The sequence below is a fragment of the Achromobacter veterisilvae genome (assembly GCF_900496975.1).
In the GTDB taxonomy this organism is placed as follows: Bacteria; Pseudomonadota; Gammaproteobacteria; order Burkholderiales; family Burkholderiaceae_B; genus Achromobacter; species Achromobacter veterisilvae.
On record NZ_UFQC01000024.1, the window covers coordinates 13,220 to 34,642 of the forward strand.

The following is a 21,423-nucleotide window of genomic DNA, read 5'->3' on the forward strand; positions in this document are numbered from 1 at the left end:
TCTGAATATTGGTTTATGCCGCTTCGGAGGCCATCATCTGCACGGCCGAATCTATATCTACCGCAACGATACGCGAAACCCCTTGCTCTTGCATGGTTACACCGATGAGCTGCTTGGCCATCTGCATCGCGATCTTGTTGTGCGAGATGAACAGGAACTGGGTCTGCTCGCTCATGTTGGCGACCAGGTTGGCATAGCGTTCCGTGTTGGCGTCGTCCAGCGGCGCGTCCACCTCGTCCAGCAGGCAGAACGGGGCCGGATTGAGCTTGAACAGCGCGAACACCAGGGCGGTCGCGGTCAGGGCCTTCTCGCCGCCCGACAGCAGGTGGATGGTGCTGTTGCGCTTGCCGGGAGGCTGGGCCATGACCTGCACGCCGGCGTCGAGGATTTCCTCGCCCGTCATGCTCAGCCGCGCCTCGCCGCCACCGAAGAGCTTGGGGAACAGTTCGCCGAAGTGGCCGTTGACGACGTTGAAGGTTTCCTGGAGCAACTCGCGGGTTTCGCGGTCGATCTTGCGGATGGCGTCTTCGAGGGTCTCGATGGCGGTCATCAGGTCCTGGTGCTGCGAATCCAGGAAGCCCTTGCGCTCGCGCGAGGTATTCAGTTCGTCCAGCGCGGCCAGGTTGACCGACCCCAGGGACTCGATCTGCCGCGAAATGCGGCCGACTTCCGATTGCAGCCAACTGGCGCGGCGCCATTCGTCCGGCTGGTTGGCCAATTCCTGGGCCAGGGCCTCGCGGTCGACCTCGCGCGCGTTCAGTTGTTCCGTGAACTGCTCTTCGGCCAGGCGGGCGGCCTGTTCCTGCAACTGCAATTCCATGATGCGGGCGCGCCGCGGCTCCAGCGTCTGCTCCTGCTGCAGGCGGTCTTCGTCGGCGCCGCGCAGCAGGGCCGCCAGGTTTTCCATTTCCTGGCGCGCGCGGGAAAGCGCTTCCTCGCGCTCGGCGCGCGCTTCCAGGGCGTCCTGCAAGCCGGCCTGGGAAGCCGACGCGTCCAGTTCGGCCAGGTCCACCTGCAACTGCTCCAGTTCGACGCTGGCGCGCTGGCTCTGGTCGGCCGCCAATAGCTGGTTGCGCTGCAGGTCGGTGATCCGGACCTGGATGCTGCGCTCGGCGAATTCGGCTTCCTGGGCGGCGCGTTCCAGTTCGCGCAGTCCGGCGCGGGCGGCCTCGGCCTGCGCCGCCAGGGTTTCGCCGTCGATTTCGGCATCGGCGAAGCGGGATTGATGTTCGGCCAGTTCTTCGTCCAGCGCCTCGAAGCGCGCCTCGGCCTCTTCGCGGGTGGCGCGCAGGTCTTCTTCCTGGACCTTGATTTCCTCCAGGTCCTGGCGCAGGCGCGACGCGCGCTCGCCCGACTGTTCGGCCTGCTGCTGCAGGCGCGAGTGTTCCAACTGGATGTCGTGCACCCGGCGCGTGACTTCGGCCACGCGCTGGCGGGCCGGCGCGATGGCCTGGGACACCTGCTGCCAGGCGGTCTCGGCGCGGGCGACCGCGGCGCGCGCCTGGTCGGCGATCAGTTGCTGGGCCTTGATCTCGCGCTGCAGGTTTTCGATTTCCTGCTGGCGGGCCAGAAGGCCGGCCTGCTCGGAATCCGGGGCGTAGAAGCGCACGCTGTGCGCATCCACCAGGTGCCCGGCCTTGACCACGCAGGCGCTGCCGGCGGGCAGGCTGGCGCGCATGGACAGGGCCTGGGTCAGGTCGGCGGCCGTGTAGACGCCGCCCAGCCATTCATTGAGCAGCGTGCGCAGGTCGGGATCGGTGATGCGCAGCAGGCTGGCCAGCGGGGTCAGCCCGGCCGGGGCGGCCGGCGCCGGCGCGGCGGCCGGCAATTGATAGAACGCCAGGCGGGCCGGCGGCGCGTCCTCGGCAAAGGCGCGGGCCCAGTCCAGGCTGCGCACTTCCATGGAGGCCATGCGTTCGCGCAAGGCGGCTTCCAGGGCGGTTTCCCAGCCGGGTTCGACGTGCAGCTTCTGCCACAGGCGGGTCAGCCCGGCCAGTTCGTGCTTGGCGAGCCAGGGTTCCAGCGCCCCCTGCTTCTGCACGTCTTCCTGCAGCTTCACCAGCGCGGACAGGCGGGCTTCCAGGCGCGCCAGGTTCTGCGCGTCGGTCTGGGCGGCGGCCTGGGCGCGGCTGCGCTCGGCGTCCGCTTCCGGCACGCGGCCTTCCAGCGTGGCCAGTTCTTCCTGGGCTTCCTCGAGCTGGTCTTCGCCGGCCAGCCGGTCGCCGGCCAACTGTTCCAGGCGGACGGGATCGGGGCTGTGCAATTCGCGCAGTTCCTGCTGCAGGCGCTCGCGGCGCTGCTCCAGGGTCTGCATCTGGCGGTCGGCGTCGCGCTGCGTCTGGGCGACCAGGGCCAGGTTCTGTTCGACTCGGGCCAGCGCGGCGCGCATCTCGTCGCGGCCGGAGGCGGCTTCGCGCACGCGCTGCTCCACCGACGGCAAGGCGGCCTGGGCGTCCTCGGCCTTGGCGCGCGCCTCTTCCGTGCGGGCGGCGCCGGTCGCCAGGTCGTCCTCGGCCTGGGCGATCTGCTCGGTGCAGTGTTCGCGCTGGGAGGTCCATTCCGCGATCTGCTGCTGCAATTGCTCGCGGCGCGCCTGCAGGCGGTTGCGGGAATCCACGACGTGCCGGATCTCGGCTTCCAGGCGGCTCACCTGGGCATTGGCCTCGTACAGCGCGCCCTGGGCCGTGTGGACGGTGTCGCTGGCCGCGTAGTGGGCCTGGCGCCGGGATTCCAGCGCGGCCTCGCCCGCCCGCAGGCCGGCGATGGCGGCTTCCAGTTCGTTCTGGGCCTGCGCCATTTCCTGGGCCTTCCTGGCGCGTTCTTCGCGCGCCCCGGTTTCCTTCAGGAACCACAGCGCATGCTGTTTCTTTTCGCCGTCGGCCTGAAGCTCGCGGTAGCGCGTGGCCACTTCGGCCTGCGCTTCCAGCTTTTCCAACTGGCTGGTCAACTCGCGCAGGATGTCCTCGACGCGGGTCAGGTTTTCGCGCGTGTCGGACAGGCGGTTCTCGGTTTCGCGGCGCCGTTCCTTGTAGCGCGACACCCCGGCCGCTTCCTCGAGGAACACCCGCAGTTCTTCCGGGCGCGCCTCGATCAGGCGGTTGATCATGCCCTGCCCGATGATGGCGTAGCCGCGGGCGCCCAGGCCCGTGCCCAGGAAGATGTCGTGGATGTCGCGGCGGCGGACCTGCTGGTTGTTGACGAAGTAGCTGCTGGTTCCGTCGCGGGTCAGCACGCGGCGCACGGCGATTTCCGCGTAGCTGCTCCATTGGCCGGCGGCGCGGCCCTCGCTGTTGTCGAACACCATTTCGACCGACGCCCGGGCGGCCGGCTTGCGGTTGCCGGACCCGTTGAAAATGACGTCCTGCATGGACTCGCCGCGCAGTTCCGAGGCCTTGGCCTCGCCCAGCACCCAACGCACGGCGTCGATGATGTTCGACTTCCCGCAGCCGTTGGGACCCACCACGCCCACCAACTGGCTGGGCACGGGAATCACGGTAGGATCGACGAAGGACTTGAAGCCGGCGAGTTTGAGCTGAGTAAGACGCACAGTACGATGACGACGGGGTGGGTTGAACGAAAGGCGTTAACGGACCTGCCGCGCAGATTGCAAACCGGCCCCCTGGAGGGCCGGCTCTCATATGGCTCGTATGATACCGCAGGCAGTCCGTCCCCGAAGTCAGCAACCGTCAACCCGCGGGCAAACGCGCACAGGCCGCCGTCGGGGCTCCGGCTATACTCCCTGACACTTTTTGGCACGACACATAAATTTTCACGCGGACTGGCCGGGCTCAGGCCGAAGAACGGGGACATTCTTGAAACGTGGTTTCTATCTGGTCATGGCCGCGCAGGCCTTCTCGTCATTGGCGGACAATGCGCTGTTCATCGCAGCCATCGCCTTGATACAGGAACTGCACGGGCCGGACTGGCTGGCTCCCATGATGAAATGGTCGTTCGCGCTGGCATACGTCGTCCTGGCCGCCTTTGTCGGGGCGCTGGCGGACTCCTTCCCCAAGGGGCGCGTGATGTTCTCCACCAACGCGCTGAAAGTGGCCGGCTGCATGCTGATGTTCTCCTACGCCAACATCGGCGTCGCCGCCCAGTACCAGACCTATCTGGTCTGCATGGCCTACGGGATCGTGGGCATCGGCGCCGCGGCCTACTCCCCGGCCAAGTACGGCATCGTGACCGAAATGCTGCCCCCCGCCATGCTGGTCAAGGGCAATAGCTGGATCGAGGGCCTGACGGTCTTCTCCATCATCCTGGGCACCGTGCTGGGCGGCCTGCTCATTTCGTCCTCCGTTTCCACCACGCTGCTCAGCCACTCGTTCATCGGCAAGCTGGTCCATACCCCGGCCGAGGCCGCGATCCTCGTCATCGCCTTCGTATACCTGCTGGCGGCCCTGTGCAACCTGATGATCCCGCACACCCACGTGCGCTATCCGCCGCAGCAGAAAAGCCCCATCCGCCTGGTCCGCACCTTCTGGGGCTACGTCCGCGTCCTCTGGAAGGACAAGCTGGGCCAGATCTCGCTGGCCGTCACGACCCTCTTCTGGGGCGCCGGCGCCACGCTGCAACTGATCGTCATCGAATGGGGCCGCAGCCACCTGGGATACCAGTTGGACAAGGCCTCGATGCTGATGGGGGTCGCCGCCCTGGGCACGGTGGTCGGCTCCATCCTGGCGGGCCGCATCCCGCTGCGGCGCGCGCTGTCCGTGCTGCCGGTCGGCGCGGCCATGGGCCTGGTCGTCCTGCTGATGCCGCTGGTCTATTCGCCCTGGAGCGTCTACCTGCTGCTGCTGATCACGGGCGGCCTGGCCGGCTTCTTCGTGGTCCCGATGAACGCCTTGCTGCAGCACCGCGGCCACGTCCTGCTGTCGGCCGGCCACTCCATCGCCGTGCAGAACTTCAACGAACAACTCAATATCCTGCTGATGGTGGCCATGTACACGGTGCTGCTGTGGCTGCAACTGCCGATCAACGTGATCATCGTGATCTTCGGCACCGTAGTCGCCGTGCTGATGGTGGTCTTCATGCGCTGGAGCAAGCGCAACCTGCAGGCCAACCCGGAACTCCACGACCAGATCGGCCAGGAAGGCCACGGCCGCGCGCTGGATTCTTCGCACTAAGCGCTTGATCTTCCAATGAAAAACCGGGCCTGCGCCCGGTTTTTTCATTCCCGCCGATACCGCCTCAGCCCATCCGGGTCGCCAGTTGCAGGTCCTGCCAGGCGCGCGCCTTTTCAACGGGGCTGCGCAGCAGATAGGCCGGGTGATAGCTGACCACCGCCGGAATCTGCAGGCCCTCGTCCGTCTTCAATTGGTGGATGCGGCCCCGCAGGCTGCCGATCGTGGCGTCCGTGCCCAACAGCGTCTGGGCGGCGAAACGGCCCAGCACCAGGATCCGCTCCGGCTTGAGCAAGGCGATCTGCCGCATCAGGTAAGGGCTGCAGGCCGCGATCTCTTCCGGCTTGGGGTTCCGGTTGCCCGGCGGACGGCACTTGATGACGTTGGTGATGAAAACGTCGCGCTCGCGGCTCATGGACACCGCCGACAGCATGGCGTCCAGCAACTGGCCCGAGCGGCCCACGAAGGGCTGCCCCTGCCGGTCTTCCTGTTCGCCCGGCGCCTCGCCCACCACCAGCCAGCGCGTCGGCTGGCCGCCGTGGCCGAACACCGCGTTGCGGCGGCCCTTGCACAGGCCGCAGGCCTCGCAGGCCACGACCTGTTCGCGCATCTCGTCCAGGCTGGAATTCCGGATGGCCTCGGCCACCGGGATCGGCGCGGGCGCCGGCGCTTCCTCCGCCGCCTTGGGGGCCGGGCGTGGCGGCGGGCCGTTGCGGTTCAGGATGGAAGCCGGCATGCCGGGGCGGGCCGCGGCGGGCTCCGCGGCCGGCGCGACGGGCGCGGCAACGGCGGGACGCGCCACCGCCGGCGCTTCGGCCGGCGGCGCGACCGCCGGCAAAACCGGTTTGGAAACAAGGGTTTGGGGCTCGGCGGCCGGCCGGCTGGGAGCCGGCGCCGGACGCAGCCACAGCCGTTCCATGCCGATCTCGCGCAGCCAGATGCGCTGCAGCGGATTGACGCGAGGTGCGGCCGGCTGAGGTGTGGCCGGCTGAGGTGTGGCCGAGTTAGGGGGAGTGGCGGACTGGATCATGCGGCCTCTCCGGCAGCGGCCGCAAACCGCTTCTGCATGACGAGGGCGTCTTCGCGGCCGCCCTTCTCGGCCGGATAGTAGCCGCGGCGCACGCCGATCTGCAGATAGCCATGCCGCTTGTAGAACCCGATGGCCGGCTCGTTGGACGGGCGCACTTCCAGCAGCACGCCCTCCAGGCCGCGTTCGCGCGCCTGTTGCTCGCACCAGTCGAGCAGGATGCCGCCCAGGCCCTGGCGATGCAGCTTCCTGGCCACGGCGATCACGAGCAGGTGCGCCACGTCCGGGGCGGACATGACGATGCAGAATCCCGCCAGCTTTCCGTCCCGCCGCAGCACCCAGGCGCCGTAGCCCGCCGCCAGGGCGTCGGCGAAATTGCCGCGGGTCCAGGGGAAGGACTGCACCTGCGCTTCCAGCTCCACCACCTCGTCCAGGTCGGCATCCGACATCGGCTGGGGCACCCAGGGAACCAGCGTGGACCGGGCCTTGGGATTGCCGCCCTCCCCGCGCATGCGCTCGGCGGTGGTGAAGGCCACCTTGTCGCGCACGTAGAGCGGCGCGGCCAGTTCGGGCGCCACGGCCTCGCCCCTCATCCAGCCCTGCCGCGCCAGGCGCGCCACGCTGGCCGCTTCCGGCCGCTGCGCGCCGGCGGCGCGGCGCCACGCGCCGGGCGGGGCCATGTCGACCGCATAGGCATCCCAGGCGTCGCCGGCCAGCACCGCGTTCAGCGGACGGCCGGCGCGGGCCGACCAGTCCGGCAGGTGATGCTCGGTCCAGGGCACGACCTCGGCCGCCGCGATCAGCAGCGGCGCCTGCAGCGTTTCCCAGGCGATTTCGCCATCCGAAACGCCGGCCTGCCGGTACACGGCCAGGTAGACTTCATTCATGCGGGCGTCCAGCGCCACGACGATCGCGTCGGCGGGGGTCGCTTCCACCTGGGCGGCGACCGCCTGATGAGAGACAATGGGCAATACCGGAATGCCCAGCCCGAGCCCCATGCCCTGCGCCACGCCGCAAGCCACCCGCAGGCCCGTGAAGCCGCCCGGGCCCTGGCCGAAAGCCACGGCATGCAGGGAGGCCGGACCCAGCCCGGACGCCACCAGCAGTTCATTGGCCATGGGCAGGAGCCGTTCGGCGTGTTCCTGGGAGCCCTCGTGTTCCCGCACGCTGACCTCCAGGCGGCCGCCGGCCGCGCGCAAGAGAGCCACGCCGCAACGGGACGAAGAAGTTTCCAGGGCCAGCAGGTTTAGTTCCATAGATGCAGATTGTACGAAATACCGCGGCTCCGCCCCCGGTTATCAGGGGGATTTCAACGATGGATCGCAATGTGTAATATCTTGTGAACGCCCACTAGCCGCTGGTTCTTGTCACTGTTACATTTCCGGCCATGAATACGCAAAACACCACCCCCACCCGAAAAATCCTCGTCGTCGACGATGATCCGCGCTTGCGCGATCTGCTGCGCCGGTATTTGTCCGAGCAGGGATTCAACGTTTTCGTCGCCGAAGACGCCAAAGAGATGGGCAAACTCTGGCAACGCGAGCACTTCGACCTGCTCGTGCTGGATCTGATGCTGCCTGGCGAAGATGGCCTGTCCATCTGCCGCCGGCTGCGCGGTGGCCACGACAATACTCCCATCATCATGCTGACGGCCAAGGCGGAAGAGATCGACCGCATCGTCGGCCTGGAGATGGGCGCGGACGATTACCTGTCCAAGCCGTTCAACCCCCGGGAACTGCTGGCGCGGATCAACGCGATCCTGCGCCGCCGCGGCACCGAGGAACACCCCGGCGCCCCCAGCCAGGAGAACGAATCCATCGCCTTCGGCCCCTATGTGCTGAACCTGTCCACCCGCACGCTCACGCGCAACGGGGAACAGGTGCCCATCACCACGGGCGAATTCTCGGTGCTCAAGGTGTTCGCACGCCACCCCAAGATCCCGCTGTCGCGCGACAAGCTCATGGAACTGGCCCGCGGCCGCGAATACGAAGCCTTCGATCGCAGCCTCGACGTCCAGATCTCGCGCCTGCGCAAGCTGATCGAACCCAATCCGTCCAAGCCCGTATTCATCCAGACCGTCTGGGGTCTGGGATACGTGTTCGTGCCGGACGGTGGCAGTTGACCGGCTCGCCCGCCCCGGGCAGGAGCGCAGCTTCGTGCCCCGCTTGCGCAGAACCTTCAGGAACCTGACATCACGACTGCGGCTCGGCTTGTTCGGCCGCACGTTCCTGTTGCTCGCCGCGCTGATGCTCGTCAGCCTGGGCGCGTGGCTACAAGTCTTTTTCAGCATGGAGCTGGGCCCGCGCGCCAATCAAATGGCGCAGCGGGTGATCACGGCCGTCAATATCACGCGCACCGCGCTGATCTACTCGCATAACGACGAGCGCAGCAAGCTCCTGCTAGACCTGGCCACCAACGAAGGGATCCAGGTCTATCCGCGCGAAGTGACCGACTTCGCCGAAGCCCTCCCCGACGACGACTACTGGCAACGCGTCGCCCAGCACATCCGCACGCGCTTCGGCCCGGAGACGCAGATCGCCTGGGGCGTGAACCAGGTGCCCGGCTTCTGGGTCAGTTTCCAGATAGAAAAAGACCTCTACTGGCTGGTGTTCGAACGCGAGCAGATCGGACTGACCGGCGGGATCGAATGGCTGGGCTGGGGCGCCACCGCGCTATTGCTCTCCCTGGTGGGGGCCGCGGTCAGCGTGGGCTTCGTCAACCGGCCGCTGTCGCGGCTGGCGCGGGCGGCCCAGGTGCTCTCGCGGGGCGAGACGCCCGCCGCCCTGCCCGAGCAGGGGCCGCTGGAGATCCGCGACCTGAACGCATCCTTCAACCGCATGGCCAAGGACCTCAGGCAGGCCGAGGCCGACCGGGAACTGATGCTGGCGGGGATTTCGCACGATCTGCGCACCCCACTGGCGCGGATGCGGCTGGAAATCGAACTGAGCGGCGTCTCCGAGGACGCCCGCCAGGCCATCGACGAGGACCTGGGCCAGATCGACCACAGCATCGGGCAGTTGATGGAATACGCGCGCCCCGCCGGCACGCTGCCGCAACTGGCCACGGACATTTCCGCGGTCCTGGCCGAACTCTACGAACGCGAACGCAGCCACACCGCTTCGGTGGGCGGAGAACTGGAAGCCTCGCTGGAGCCGGGCCTGCGCGCCCGCATCACCGCGCTGGACCTCAAGCGCATCGTCAGCAACCTGATCGAGAACGCCCGCCGCTACGGACGCTCCACCGACGGCATGGCGCATCTGGTCATGACACTGCAAGCTGACGGCGCCATGATCGCGATCGAGGTGTCCGATCGCGGACCCGGCATCGCTCCCGAGGACGTCGACCGCCTGCTGCGGCCCTTCTCGCGCGGGGAAGCGGCGCGCACCGGCGTCAGCGGCGCGGGGCTGGGCCTGGCCATCGTCGAACGCCTGCTCAAGCACGTCGGCGGCTCTTTGCGCATGCTCCCCCGAGAGGGCGGCGGCCTGACCGCCAGGATAGAGTTACCCAAAGCTCGATTTAGGAATTATCAATTAGACAACGATAATCCATAGCGTAGAATTTATGGTTTGAGGCACAGCCTTAATTCCACCAACAACTGGGAGTAAACATGAAAACTGTTGGCGACAAACTCGAGCCCTTCAAGGTCACCGGCGTCAAGCCCGGCTTCAACCAGCACGAAGAAAACGGCGTGTCGGCGTTTGAAGACATCACCGAAAGCTCGTTCCCCGGCAAGTGGAAGGTGATCTACTTCTACCCGAAAGACTTCACGTTTGTGTGCCCGACCGAAATCGTCGGCTTCAACAAGCTGGCCAAGGATTTCGAAGACCGCGACGCCGTCCTGCTGGGCGGTTCGAGCGACAACGAATTCGTCAAGCTGGCCTGGCGCCGTGAGCACCCGGACCTGAACAAGCTGGGCCACTACCAGTTCGGCGACACCACCGGCGCCCTGATCGACCAACTGGGCGTGCGTGAAAAGGGCGCTGGCGTTGCCCTGCGCGCCACGTTCATCGTCGATCCGGACAACACGATCCAGCACGTTTCGGTGAACAACCTGAACGTCGGCCGTAACCCGGAAGAAGTCCTGCGTCTGCTCGACGGTCTGCAAACCGACGAGCTGTGCCCGTGCAACCGTACGGTTGGCGGCGCCACGCTGTAATTTCCAGCCCGGCCAGGGGCCTGCCCAGCAGGTCCCGCGCTGGGCTTTAACTGCTCTAGATTATAGGTAAAAACTATGGAATTTCTTACGACCATTAAGGAACAGCTACCGGATTGGGCCAAGGACATCCGCCTGAATCTGGACGCCGTGATCGCCCGCTCGACGCTGGCCCCCGAGGACGCCGTCGGCACCGCCCTGTCGGCCGCCTACGCCGCGCGCAGCCCGGCGCTGGTCGAAGCCTTCAAGAGCGGCCTGTCGGAAGCCGACGCCAACGCCGCCCTGACCGCTTCGGCCCTCATGGGCATGAACAACACCTGGTATCCCTACGTGGAAATGACCGGCGACGCCCAATTGAAGAGCCTGCCGGCGCAACTGCGCATGAACGCCTACGCCACCCACGGCGGCGTGGAGAAGAAGCGCTTCGAACTGTTCGCGCTGGCGGCGTCGATCATCGGCAAGTGCCATTTCTGCGTGGCCTCGCACTACGAAAACCTGAAGAACGACGGCCTGTCGACTGAACAACTGCGCGACGCCGGCCGCATCGCCGCTGTCGTCAACGCCGCCGCCCTGGCGCTGGCGGCGCAGGGTAAAGCCTAATAGCGCGCGTGCCAGACACCTCCAGGTGCCTGGCACCGTTGCTATCCCGCTTTCGCCAATAGCGCGACCACCGTCGCCGCGATCCCTTCTTTCCTTCCCAGGTACCCCAGGCTTTCGTTCGTCTTGGCCTTGATGTTGATATCGGCTTCGGCCAGCCCCGTGTCGGCCGCGATGTTCTTCACCATGGCCGGCGCGTGCGGGCCGATCTTGGGGGCCTGCGCATGCACCGTCGCGTCGATGTTCACCGGGGCCCAGCCGGCCTTGCGCACGCGGGCCATCGCCTCGCGCAGCAGCACGCGGCTGTCGGCGCCCTTGAAGGCCGGGTCGGTATCCGGGAAATGGCGGCCGATGTCGCCCAGGCCGGCGGCGCCCAGCAGCGCGTCGGTGACCGCGTGCAGCAGCACGTCCGCGTCGGAATGGCCCAGCAGGCCGTGTGTATGGGGGATCGTGACGCCGCCGATGATCAGCGGGCGGCCCTCGACCAGCGCATGCACGTCGAAGCCCTGCCCGACGCGAAAGGGAATGCTCATAGCCATTTTTCCATCAGTTCGAAATCATCCGGCCACGTCACCTTGAAATTGCGCATGGCGCCGGGCACGAGCAGCGGCGCGTAGCCGGCCGCCTCGATGGCCGACGCCTCGTCGGTGACGGCCGCGCCGCTCACGGAGGCCGCCGTCAGCGCGTCGCGCAGCACGCCGGCCCGGAACATCTGCGGGGTCTGCGCCAGCCACAGGCCATTGCGGTCGAGCGTGCGTTCCACGCGCCCATGGCCCGCCTTGACCGTATCCGCCACCGGCAGGGCCAGCAGGCCGCCCACGGGATCCGCCAGGCAGGCGTCGATCAGGCGGCCCAGCGCGTCGGCGGGCAGGCCCGGCCGCGCCGCGTCGTGCACCAGCACCCAGGCATCGTCGGCGACGCCGCTTTCAGCCAGCGCGCCGGCCACGGTATCGGCGCGCGTCGCGCCGCCGCAGGCCCGCCACACCGTGCGGGGCAGTCCGGCCAGCGCCGCGTCCACCCAGCCATCGCCCGGCGTCACGGCCACGCGCACCTGGGATACCCGCTCATCGGCCAGCAGCGCGCTTACCGCGTGGCGCAGCATGGGCTGTCCGGACAGCGGACGGTATTGCTTGGGAACGGTCTCGTGCCCGGGCCGGCTGGCGCGGGCGCCGACGCCCGCGGCGGGCACGATTGCAATGATGGAGGCAGACATGGTGCGGTGATTTTATAATCTTCCGCTTGATGCCTGCTGCCAGCCTGATGCCCGCCCCCTCTATCCCCGCCACAGCCGCGCCCTCCGTCCCCGCGACGGCCCCCACCCTGTCCGCGCTCAAACCGGGCGCGCGCTATGCGCAACCGAGGCCTCCGGGCTCGGGCGACGCCTGGCTGCTGGCCGACCTGGCGCGCCAGGCGTCGGCGCCGCTGGTCGTCCTGACGGCCGAGCCGGTCGAGGCCCAGCGCCTGGCGGAAGAAATCCAGCTATTCGCCCCCGGCCTGCGCGTGCGCCAGCTTCCGGACTGGGAAACCCTGCCCTACGACGCGTTCTCGCCGCACCAGGACCTGATTTCGGAACGCCTGCACACGCTGCATTCGCTCATGACGAAGTCGGTGGACGTGCTGACGGTGCCGATCACGACCGCGCTGTACCGCCTGGCCCCGCCCTCGTTCCTGGCGGCCTACACCTTTTCCTTCAAGCAGAAGGACAAGCTGAACGAAGCGGCGCTGCGCGCCCAGTTGACGCTGGCCAACTACAACCACGTCACCCAGGTGACGGCGCCCGGTGAATTCTGCCTGCGCGGCGGGCTGATCGACCTGTTCCCGATGGGGTCGGCGCTGCCTTACCGCCTGGACCTGTTCGACGACGAAATCGAAACCATCCGCAGCTTCGACGTGGATACGCAGCGCAGCCTGTATCCGGTGCGCGAGGTGCAGTTGCTGCCCGGCCGCGAATTCCCGATGGACGAGGATTCGCGCACCCGCTTCCGCGCCCGCTTCCGCGAAGTCTTCGAAGGCGACCCGTCGCGCGCGCTGCCCTACAAGGACATCGGCAACGGCATCCCGTTCGCCGGCGTCGAATACTATCTGCCGCTCTTCTTCGAGGAAACGGCCACCCTGTTCGACTACCTGACGGACGGCACGATCACCGTCACCGTCGGCGACATCGACGATGCGATCCAGCGCTTCAACCAGGACACCGCCAGCCGCTACGGCTTCCTCAAGAGCGACCGCGAACGCCCGGTCCTGCCGCCGTCTTCGCTGTTCCTGGACAGCGAGGCGCTCTATTCCCGCCTGAAGGCTTTCCGCCGACTGTCGCTGGCCGCCGGCCAGCCCCATCCCGATTTCCGCGCCGCCCCCGACGTCAGCGTGGCCCGGCGGTCCGAGGACCCCATCGCCAAGCTGCGCGCGCTGGTGCAGACGGGCCGCACGCGCGTGCTGCTGTGCGCGGATTCCGCGGGCCGGCGCGAAACGCTGGTGCAGATGCTGAACGAATTCGGCGTCACGCCGGACGCGCAGCCCGACGCCATCGAGGCCTTCCTGGCCTCGGACGCGCATTTCGGCATCGTCGCGGCGCCCCTGTCCACCGGCTTCGAGCTGCCCCAGGCCAACCTGGCCTTCCTGACCGAGAACGACCTGTACCCGGGCCTGGCCACGACCGGCCGCCGCGGCAAGCGCGACCAGGAACGCGCCAGCAACGTCGAAGCGATGGTGCGCGACCTGTCCGAACTGCGGGAGGGCGACCCCGTCGTCCACGCGCAGCACGGGATCGGCCGCTACCATGGCCTGGTCAACATGGACATGGGCGAAGGCGGGATGGAGTTCCTCCATCTGGAATATGCCAACGGCAGCACGCTGTACGTGCCCGTCTCGCAACTGCACGTGATCGCCCGCTACAGCGGCGCCGACCCGGAAGCCGCGCCCCTGCACCAGTTGGGCTCCGGTCAGTGGGACAAGGCGCGCCGCAAGGCCGCCAAACAGGTGCGCGACACCGCCGCCGAACTGCTGGCCCTGTATGCCCAGCGCGCCGCGCGCGAAGGCTTTGCCTTCAACCTGCCGCTGAATGACTACCAGGCGTTCGCCGAGGGCTTCGGCTTCGAAGAAACGGTCGACCAGACGGCCGCCATCGAGGCCGTCATCGCCGACATGACCTCCGGCCGCCCCATGGACCGCCTGGTGTGCGGCGACGTGGGCTTCGGCAAGACGGAAGTCGCCCTGCGCGCCGCCTTCCTGGCCGTGGCCAACGGCAAGCAGGTCGCCCTGCTCTGCCCCACCACGCTGCTGGCCGAACAACATGCGCAGACCTTCTCCGACCGCTTCGCCGACTGGCCGGTGCGCGTCGTGGAACTGTCGCGCTTCCGCTCGGCCAAGGAAGTGGCCGCCGCCATCGAGGGCATCAACGACGGCCGGGTCGACATCGTCATCGGCACCCACAAGATCCTGTCCAAGGACGTGAAGTTCAAGCGCCTGGGCCTGGTCATCATCGACGAAGAACACCGCTTCGGCGTGCGCCAGAAAGAGGCGCTGAAGGCGCTGCGCGCCGAGGTCGACGTGCTGACGCTGACCGCCACGCCCATTCCGCGCACCCTGGGCATGTCGCTGGAGGGCATCCGCGACTTCTCCGTCATCGCCACCGCCCCGCAAAAGCGCCTGGCCATCAAGACCTTCGTGCGGCGCGAGGACGGCAGCACCCTGCGCGAGGCCCTGTTGCGCGAACTCAAGCGCGGCGGCCAGTGCTATTTCCTGCACAACGAGGTCGAAACCATCCACAACCGCCGCGCGCGCCTCGAAGAACTGGTGCCCGAGGCGCGCATCGCGGTGGCCCACGGCCAGATGCCCGAGCGCGAGCTAGAACAGGTGATGAAGGGCTTCTACCAGCAGCGCTACAACGTGCTGCTGTGCACCACCATCATCGAGACGGGCATCGACGTGCCCAGCGCCAACACCATCGTGATCCACCGGGCCGACCGCTTCGGGCTGGCCCAGTTGCACCAGCTTCGCGGCCGCGTCGGCCGGTCCCACCACCAGGCCTATGCCTACCTGCTGACGCCTGGCGAAGACGCCATCACCAATAACGCCAAGAAGCGCCTCGAAGCCATCCAGGCCATGGAGGAACTGGGCTCGGGCTTCTACCTCGCCATGCACGACCTGGAAATCCGGGGAACGGGCGAAGTGCTGGGGGATTCGCAGTCGGGCAACATCCAGGAAGTGGGTTTCTCGATGTACAACGAGATGCTCAACGAGGCGGTGCGCGCCTTGCGCGCCGGCGAAGAGCCCGACCTCGACGCCCCCTTCAACCTGGCCTGCGAAGTCAACCTGCACGCGCCCGCCCTGCTGCCCTCGGACTATTGCGCCGACGTGCACGCCCGCCTGGGCATCTACAAGCGCCTGGCGCACGCCGCCGACGAAGACGACCTGATCCGCATCCAGGAAGAACTGATCGACCGTTTCGGCAAGCTGCCGGAAGCCGCGCAGACGCTGCTCGCCACGCACCGCCTGCGCCTGGCCGCCCAGCCCCTGGGCATCGTCAAAATCGACGCCAGCGAGACGCAGGCGCTGCTGCAATTCGGCCCCAAGACCTCCGTCGATCCCGCCCGCATCATCGAGCTCGTGCAGCGCCAGCGCCACATCAAACTCGCCGGACAGGATAAATTGCGGGTTGAGATCAAGGCCGCGCAGGTTCCGGCCCGCGCCGACGCCGTGCGCGCCGTGCTGCGCGCCTTGAAGTAACCGCACCCATTACTCACATTTTTATGACTACCCATCATCTTGTCGTCCAATCCCCGGGCCTGAGCGCCGAACATGCGGAACAACTGGCGGCCCTGGCCCAGGCGCAGGGCATCGCGCGCATCAGCGCCACCGCGGCCCGCCTGCTCGACGTGCAGCACGATGGCGAGACCCGCGCCGAAGTCGTGGGCTGGGCCGAACGCCATGGCGTAGACGCAGCCTTCCTGCCCGCCGGCCTGAAACTGTCGGCCTGCAAAGTGCTGGCCATGGACATGGACTCCACGCTGATCAACATCGAATGCATCGACGAGATCGCGGGCGTGGTCGGCGTGAAAGACAAGGTGTCCGAAATCACCGAGGCCGCGATGCGGGGAGAAATCAAGGACTTCTCCGAGAGCCTGCGCCGCCGCGTCGCCCTGCTGGAGGGCGTGCCCGCCGACGCGCTGGAACAGGTGTACGCGGAAAAGCTGCGCCTGAACCCGGGCGCCGAACGGCTGATCTCCACGGCCCAGGCCGTCGGCATCAAGGTGCTGCTCGTCTCCGGCGGCTTCACGTTCTTCACGGACCGCCTGCGCGAACGGCTGAACCTGGACAGCGCGCACGCCAACACCCTGGAAATCTCCAACGGCGTGCTGACCGGCAAGGTGGTCGGCGACATCCTGGACGCCGACGCCAAGGCGGTGCACCTGCGCGAATTCGCCCGCCAGCACGGCGCCACCAAGGAACAGATCATCGCCATGGGCGACGGCGCCAACGACCTGAAAATGCTGGGCGCGGCGGGCTTCCCCGTGGCCTACCACGCCAAACCGCTGGTGCGCCAGCAGACGCGCTACGCGCTCAACGTGTCCGGGCTGGACGGCGTGCTCAACTGGTTCGAAGGCTGAGCGGCAGTTTTCTGGTGGCTGACACCCACGGTTCCGGTGTCTGACACCCGCGAGAAATGCGCTTCAACTTGCGCGGGCGTCTCATCGGGTGTCAGACACCTGCGAGGCGGTCCAACACCCGCGAACCGCCCTCCCCCAAGTGTCCGACACCCTTATGACGAGGCGCGACAAGCTTGAAGCACCCTGCACGGGTGTCTGACACCCACGAGAAATGCGCTTCAACTGCACGGACGTCTCATCGGGTGTCAGACACCTGCGAGGCGGTCTAACACCCGCGAACCGCCCTCCCCCAAGTGTCCGACACCCTTATGACGAGACGCGGCAAGCTTGAAGCACCCGGCACGGGTGTCTGACACCCTCCCGGCAAAAAGAAAAAAGCCACCTCGCGGTGGCTTTTTCCATTCCCGGGACCGGGATCAGTAGCGCATGCGCAGCGACAGCAGCGCGGCGCGGCCGGTGCCCAGCGCGGCATAGTGCGCGGCATAGGCCTTGGTGTAGTACGTTTCGTCGAAGATGTTCAGCACGTTCAACTGGGCCGACACATTTTCGTTAAACTCGTAGGCCGCCATGGCATCGAAGCGCCAGTACGAAGGCACCCAGCGCGTCTTCGGCGTGCCGTCGGCGTTCTTCGCCGAGTCCGAATTGCCGTACACCTTGTCCACGTAGTAGGCGCCGCCGCCCACCGTCAGCTTGGGCAGCACCTTGTAGGTGGTCCACAGGCTGAAGGCATTGCGCGGGGTGTTGGGCAGGTCCTGGCCAACGGCGCCGCTATTGAACGCGCCCTTGGTCAGTTCGCTGTTCATGAAGGTGTAGCCGCCGAACACGTTCCACCTGGGCGTGATGCTGCCCGAGAAGCCCAGTTCGATACCGCGCACCTTGGCCTCGCCGACCTGTTCGGTCTCGGTCGCCGACACGGCCACGCTGGTGTTCTTGCGGATGTCCTGGAACGCGGCCGCCGACAGCGTCAGGCGGTCATCGAACACCTGCCACTTCGTGCCCACTTCGACCGTGCGGCTCTTTTCCGGCTCGAGCGACTGGCTCGTCAGCGAGGCGGCATCGCTGATCGCGCTGGACGCGATGGCCGACGGCGTCGACGACGTGCCGTAGGTGGCGTAGATCGTGCCGTTGGGCATGGGCTTGTAGGCCACGCCAACCTGGTAGTTGAAGAGATTGTCCTCGCGGCTGGTGCTGTAGATCGCCGGCGCGCTGGCCGGATCGTTGCGGCCGCGCGCAATGTTGCTGCCGCTGGTGCGGTAGTTGTCCCAGCGCAGACCCAGGCTGGCCTGCCACTGCTCGTTGAACTTGATGGTGTCGAACCCGTAGACCGCCACGGTATCGGTGTTGTAGCGCGCCGGATTGCCGTTGCGCTGCAGGGATCCCGGATAGGAGACGTGGGGATCCGGATCCCACAGCGACGCGCACATGGTCGAGACCTGGGTGCAATTGCCGTTGGTCGGAACGCCCGACTCGGTATAGCCGTCCTTGTCCTGCTTGATGTTGCTGTACTCGAAGCCCAGGTCGAACGAGTGCTTCAGGCTGCCGGTCTCGAACTCGCCGGTCAGGTCGGTCTGGCTGGCGAAGGTCTTGGTGACGTAATAGCCCGACTTGAGCGCGCGGTACACCAGGCCCTTGGGCACGTTGCCCTTGCTGTCGTCCGGATTGGTCGCGGCGAAGTCGGTCGTGCCGCGGCCATAGCGCAGCACGCTGCGCAGTTGCAGCTTGTCGGAGAAGTCGTGCTGGAGATCGACGGAGGCGACGTCGTCGCGCGTCTTCATGAAGTCGCGGCCGGTCAGGCCGTAGAAGCTCTTGCGGCTCACGCCCATGGTCTCCGTCACCGGCTGACCCGTCTTCGGGTCATACGGGATGGAGTAGTCGGGCATGCTGTCGTCTTGGTAGTGGTAGTAGCTCAGCGTAATGCGCGTCGGCGTGCCCACGCCCAGCGTCAGCGACGGCGCCACGCCCCAGCGTTCGAAATCCACCGCATTGTCGCGGCCCGGCACGTCGCCCTTGGTGCCCATCACGTTCAGGCGGAAGGCGGCCTTTTCGTCCAGGCGCCAGTTGCTGTCGATCGTGGCGCGGTAGTTGTTGTCCGTGCCGATCTGGACGGTGCCTTCCGTGAAGTCCGCGGCCTTGGGCGTCTTGCTGATCATATTGATGCTGCCGCCCGCGCCGCCACGGCCGGAGTACACGGAGTCCGGGCCCTTGATCACTTCCACCTCTTCCAGGTTGAAGGTATCGCGCACCTGCGTGCTGGAGTCGCGGATACCGTCCAGGAAGATGCTGCCCGCCGAGTTCTGGCCGCGGATGATGGGCAGGTCGCCGCCGGGGCGTCCGCCCTCGCCGGCGCCGAAGGTAATGCCCGGCGAGTTGCGCAGCACGTCCTGCAGCGTGGACGCCGACTGGTCCTGGATCACCTGCTTCGGCACCACCTGCACGGTGCGCGGGGTGTCCAGCAGGGGCGCGGTCATCTTCGGCGACGGCACCGTCGTGGTCTGGTAGGAAGACCCCTCGCCTTCCACGCGCACCGGCGAAAGCTGTGTCACGCCATCCGCGGATTGGGCGGAGGCATACGGACTGATGAACAGCGCGGGAACCGCGATGGCGGCGGCCAGGGAGGTAGTGAGCGTATTCAGCGAATACGAGTCTTGGGGCTTCAAACCGGCTTCTCCAATTCTAAATAGCAACGATTCTTGTTTTTTTCAACGTTTGCGATTCTGAACCGGACTGCTGAATGAAACCTGAATCAATTATCCAAATTCATCTAAAAGATGAAAAAACAACATTCGGCACGGGCTTTATGCGGGTTTTCGCTGCTTTCTGGGCGGCAGGGTCGGACCCTTAAACCGGTTCCAATGTTTGACGAAAATCTGAATATCGTTCGATTTGGAGCGAAGCATTGCGCAGCGCCCCGCCTTTCCCGAAAAGCCGCGCCAAGTCCGCCTGGCGCGCGTCCCTCGGCCCCGGGAACACGGCCCAGGCGCATGAAAACGGCCGCTGGACGAACTTCCTCAATAGGCCGGCACATTCCCCATGCCCACAAAAAAAAACGCCCCACAGGGCGTTTTTCACAGGGGACGGATTCAGGTCCGCAGCCGGGGATGCCGCTTGAAAAGATACCGGTACACGAACCCCGGATAGGCCAGCACCAGGTACAGGCTCAGCGTGATCGCGTAGAACTCCCAAGTCTGGGAAAACCGGTTGCCCAGCGCGGATTCGAAAGCGAAACCCAGCGCGCCGACGATGGCATAGAACACCAGCACTTCGATCAGGCGGACCCAGAACGGCTTGACCGCGGTCGCCCCGCCCTGTTTCCAGGGCAGGATGGCGAACACCCGCTCCGTCAGGAACGGGAGATTCGCGCTGACCAGGGCCAGCGCGATCAGCAGCCATACCGCCAGTGTCTGGTTCATGGCCCCGTTTTCCGCCTACAGGCTCAGCGAGCTGCGGATGGCCTGCACGCACAGGGCCATCAGGCCGCCGGGCAATATGCCCAGGATCAGGATCAGGGCGCCGTTGATCGACAGCACGCCGCGCTGGCCGCAGGTGGCCACCATCGGCGCGGCGTCGGCCGCCGGTTCGTCGAAGTACACGACCTTGACCACGCGCAGGTAGTAGAACGCGCCGATCAGCGAGAACAGCACCGCGATCACGGCCAGCGTGACGTGGCCGGCGCTGATCAGCGCCTGCAGCACCGCCAGCTTGGCGTAGAAGCCCACCAGCGGCGGGATGCCGGCCAGCGAGAACATCAGCAGCAGCACGATGGCGGCATGCCACGGGCTGCGGCGGTTCAGGCCCTTCAGGTCGTCGATGTGCTCGCACTCGAAGCCCTGGCGCGACAGCAGCAGGACGATGCCGAAGCTGGCCAGCGTGGTCAGCACGTAGGTCAGCATGTAGAAGAGCGACGCGCCGTAGGCGGCGGACGACAGGTCCGGCTTGCCCTCGACCGAGCCCGACATCAGGCCCAGCAGCACGAAGCCCATGTGCGAGATGGTCGAATAGGCCAGCATGCGCTTGAAGTTGGTCTGCGCGATGGCGGTCAGGTTGCCGATGGCCAGCGACAGCACCGCCAGGATCATCAGCATCGGCTGCCAGTCGGCGGCCAGGCCGTGCAGGCCGTCCACCAGCAGGCGCAGCGTGATGGCGAAGGCGGCCAGCTTGGGCGCGGCGCCCAGGATCAGGGTCACGGCGGTGGGCGAACCCTGGTAGACGTCGGGCACCCACATGTGGAACGGCACGGCGCCGAGCTTGAACGCCAGGCCCGAGACCAGGAACACGATGCCGAACACCAGCGCCAGCTTCTCGGCCTTGCCCGCGGCGATGACCTTGGCGACTTCGCCCAGGTCCAGGTGGCCGGTGGCGCCGTAGACCATGGACATGCCGTACAGCAGGAAACCCGAGGCCAGCGCGCCCAGCACGAAGTACTTCATGGCGGCTTCGGTGGCCACGACGTTGTCGCGGCGCAGCGCGATCAGCGCGTACAGCGCCAGCGACATCAGCTCCAGGCCCAGGTAGATCGAGATCAGGTTCCCGGAGGAGATCATGACCATCTGGCCCAGCAGGGCGAACAGCGTCAGCACGTAGAGCTCGCCGCCCCGGAGCATGTCGCGCACTTGCGCGTAGACGCGGCCATACACCAGGGTCGCGGCCACCGCGATGTACGACGCGATCTTCAGCAGGTGCGACAGCTCGTCGGTGACGTACAGGCCGTTGAAGGTCGACCCGACCACGCCATTCTTCCATTGCAGCGCCGACACGACGGTCAGTACGCCCAACGCGAGCATGGTCAGCAGGAACGTCGGCTTGCGCTCGGGGTGATTGCTGACCGCGTCGACGAGCAGGATAGCCAGGCCGAAAACCAGCAAGAGGATTTCCGGTGTCGCCAGGGCGAAATCGATTTGGGATTGCATCATTGTCTTG

Annotated in this window: 15 protein-coding genes; 7 read left to right on the top strand and 8 right to left on the bottom strand. The window is 66.7% G+C overall.

Annotated elements, in window-relative coordinates; all coding sequences use genetic code 11:
* Positions 1 to 13 precede the first annotated feature (13 nt).
* Complete coding sequence (gene smc / locus AVE30378_RS20715) at positions 14 to 3,547, bottom strand: chromosome segregation protein SMC (RefSeq protein WP_129242846.1); 3,534 nt, start codon at positions 3,545 to 3,547, stop codon at positions 14 to 16.
* 265 nt (positions 3,548 to 3,812) lie between these two features.
* Between smc and lplT the strand changes: the two genes are divergently transcribed.
* Positions 3,813 to 5,126: a lysophospholipid transporter LplT gene (lplT, locus tag AVE30378_RS20720; RefSeq protein ID WP_129242848.1), complete on the top strand. Its 1,314-nt coding sequence runs from the start codon at positions 3,813 to 3,815 to the stop codon at positions 5,124 to 5,126.
* Positions 5,127 to 5,190: 64 nt separating this feature from the next.
* Here lplT and AVE30378_RS20725 read toward each other — a convergent pair whose 3' ends face one another.
* Positions 5,191 to 6,153: a uracil-DNA glycosylase gene (locus AVE30378_RS20725; protein WP_129242850.1), complete on the bottom strand. Its 963-nt coding sequence runs from the start codon at positions 6,151 to 6,153 to the stop codon at positions 5,191 to 5,193.
* Complete coding sequence (gene tsaB / locus AVE30378_RS20730) at positions 6,150 to 7,406, bottom strand: tRNA (adenosine(37)-N6)-threonylcarbamoyltransferase complex dimerization subunit type 1 TsaB (RefSeq protein ID WP_129242852.1); 1,257 nt, start codon at positions 7,404 to 7,406, stop codon at positions 6,150 to 6,152. The genes AVE30378_RS20725 and tsaB overlap by 4 nt, the downstream gene beginning before the upstream one ends.
* 131 nt (positions 7,407 to 7,537) lie before the next feature.
* On the opposite strand from tsaB, the gene risA reads away from it, so the two are divergent.
* The 4 genes from risA (at position 7,538) to AVE30378_RS20750 (ending at position 10,903) form a co-directional block, all read left to right on the top strand.
* Positions 7,538 to 8,272 carry a response regulator transcription factor RisA gene (gene risA, locus AVE30378_RS20735; RefSeq protein WP_003813882.1) on the top strand — a complete coding sequence of 245 codons (735 nt, stop codon included), beginning with the start codon at positions 7,538 to 7,540 and terminating at the stop codon, positions 8,270 to 8,272.
* Positions 8,273 to 8,306: 34 nt separating this feature from the next.
* A complete protein-coding gene (gene risS / locus AVE30378_RS20740) occupies positions 8,307 to 9,701 on the top strand; it encodes a sensor histidine kinase RisS (RefSeq protein WP_165360257.1) in 1,395 nt (464 codons plus the stop codon).
* A 56-nt stretch (positions 9,702 to 9,757) separates the two neighbouring features.
* Positions 9,758 to 10,306: a peroxiredoxin gene (locus AVE30378_RS20745; protein WP_006389231.1), complete on the top strand. Its 549-nt coding sequence runs from the start codon at positions 9,758 to 9,760 to the stop codon at positions 10,304 to 10,306.
* 75 nt (positions 10,307 to 10,381) lie between these two features.
* Positions 10,382 to 10,903 carry a carboxymuconolactone decarboxylase family protein gene (locus tag AVE30378_RS20750; RefSeq protein WP_129242855.1) on the top strand — a complete coding sequence of 174 codons (522 nt, stop codon included), beginning with the start codon at positions 10,382 to 10,384 and terminating at the stop codon, positions 10,901 to 10,903.
* A gap of 41 nt (positions 10,904 to 10,944) precedes the next feature.
* Here the strand turns inward: AVE30378_RS20750 and ispF are convergent, their stop codons facing one another.
* Together ispF and ispD are read right to left on the bottom strand one after the other, a co-directional pair.
* Complete coding sequence (ispF, locus tag AVE30378_RS20755) at positions 10,945 to 11,433, bottom strand: 2-C-methyl-D-erythritol 2,4-cyclodiphosphate synthase (protein ID WP_129242856.1); 489 nt, start codon at positions 11,431 to 11,433, stop codon at positions 10,945 to 10,947.
* Positions 11,430 to 12,113 (bottom strand): 2-C-methyl-D-erythritol 4-phosphate cytidylyltransferase, encoded by a 684-nt coding sequence (ispD, locus tag AVE30378_RS20760; RefSeq protein ID WP_129242858.1) that lies wholly within the window; start codon positions 12,111 to 12,113, stop codon positions 11,430 to 11,432. Before ispD ends, ispF begins: the two co-directional genes overlap by 4 nt.
* 29 nt (positions 12,114 to 12,142) lie before the next feature.
* On the opposite strand from ispD, the gene mfd reads away from it, so the two are divergent.
* Both mfd and serB read left to right on the top strand, forming a co-directional pair.
* Positions 12,143 to 15,625, top strand: a complete 3,483-nt coding sequence (gene mfd / locus AVE30378_RS20765) for a transcription-repair coupling factor (RefSeq protein WP_165360258.1) — start codon at positions 12,143 to 12,145, stop codon at positions 15,623 to 15,625.
* Between the two features lie 23 nt (positions 15,626 to 15,648).
* Positions 15,649 to 16,506: a phosphoserine phosphatase SerB gene (gene serB / locus AVE30378_RS20770; protein ID WP_129242862.1), complete on the top strand. Its 858-nt coding sequence runs from the start codon at positions 15,649 to 15,651 to the stop codon at positions 16,504 to 16,506.
* Between the two features lie 416 nt (positions 16,507 to 16,922).
* Here serB and AVE30378_RS20775 read toward each other — a convergent pair whose 3' ends face one another.
* The 3 genes from AVE30378_RS20775 to nuoN form a co-directional block, all read right to left on the bottom strand.
* Positions 16,923 to 19,163 (bottom strand): TonB-dependent receptor, encoded by a 2,241-nt coding sequence (locus tag AVE30378_RS20775; RefSeq protein ID WP_129242864.1) that lies wholly within the window; start codon positions 19,161 to 19,163, stop codon positions 16,923 to 16,925.
* Positions 19,164 to 19,586: 423 nt separating this feature from the next.
* Positions 19,587 to 19,916 (bottom strand): DUF2818 family protein, encoded by a 330-nt coding sequence (locus AVE30378_RS20780; RefSeq protein ID WP_129242866.1) that lies wholly within the window; start codon positions 19,914 to 19,916, stop codon positions 19,587 to 19,589.
* Positions 19,917 to 19,931: 15 nt separating this feature from the next.
* On the bottom strand, positions 19,932 to 21,416 hold the full coding sequence (gene nuoN / locus AVE30378_RS20785) for an NADH-quinone oxidoreductase subunit NuoN (RefSeq protein ID WP_129242868.1): 1,485 nt from the start codon (positions 21,414 to 21,416) through the stop codon (positions 19,932 to 19,934).
* Positions 21,417 to 21,423: the final 7 nt, after the last annotated feature.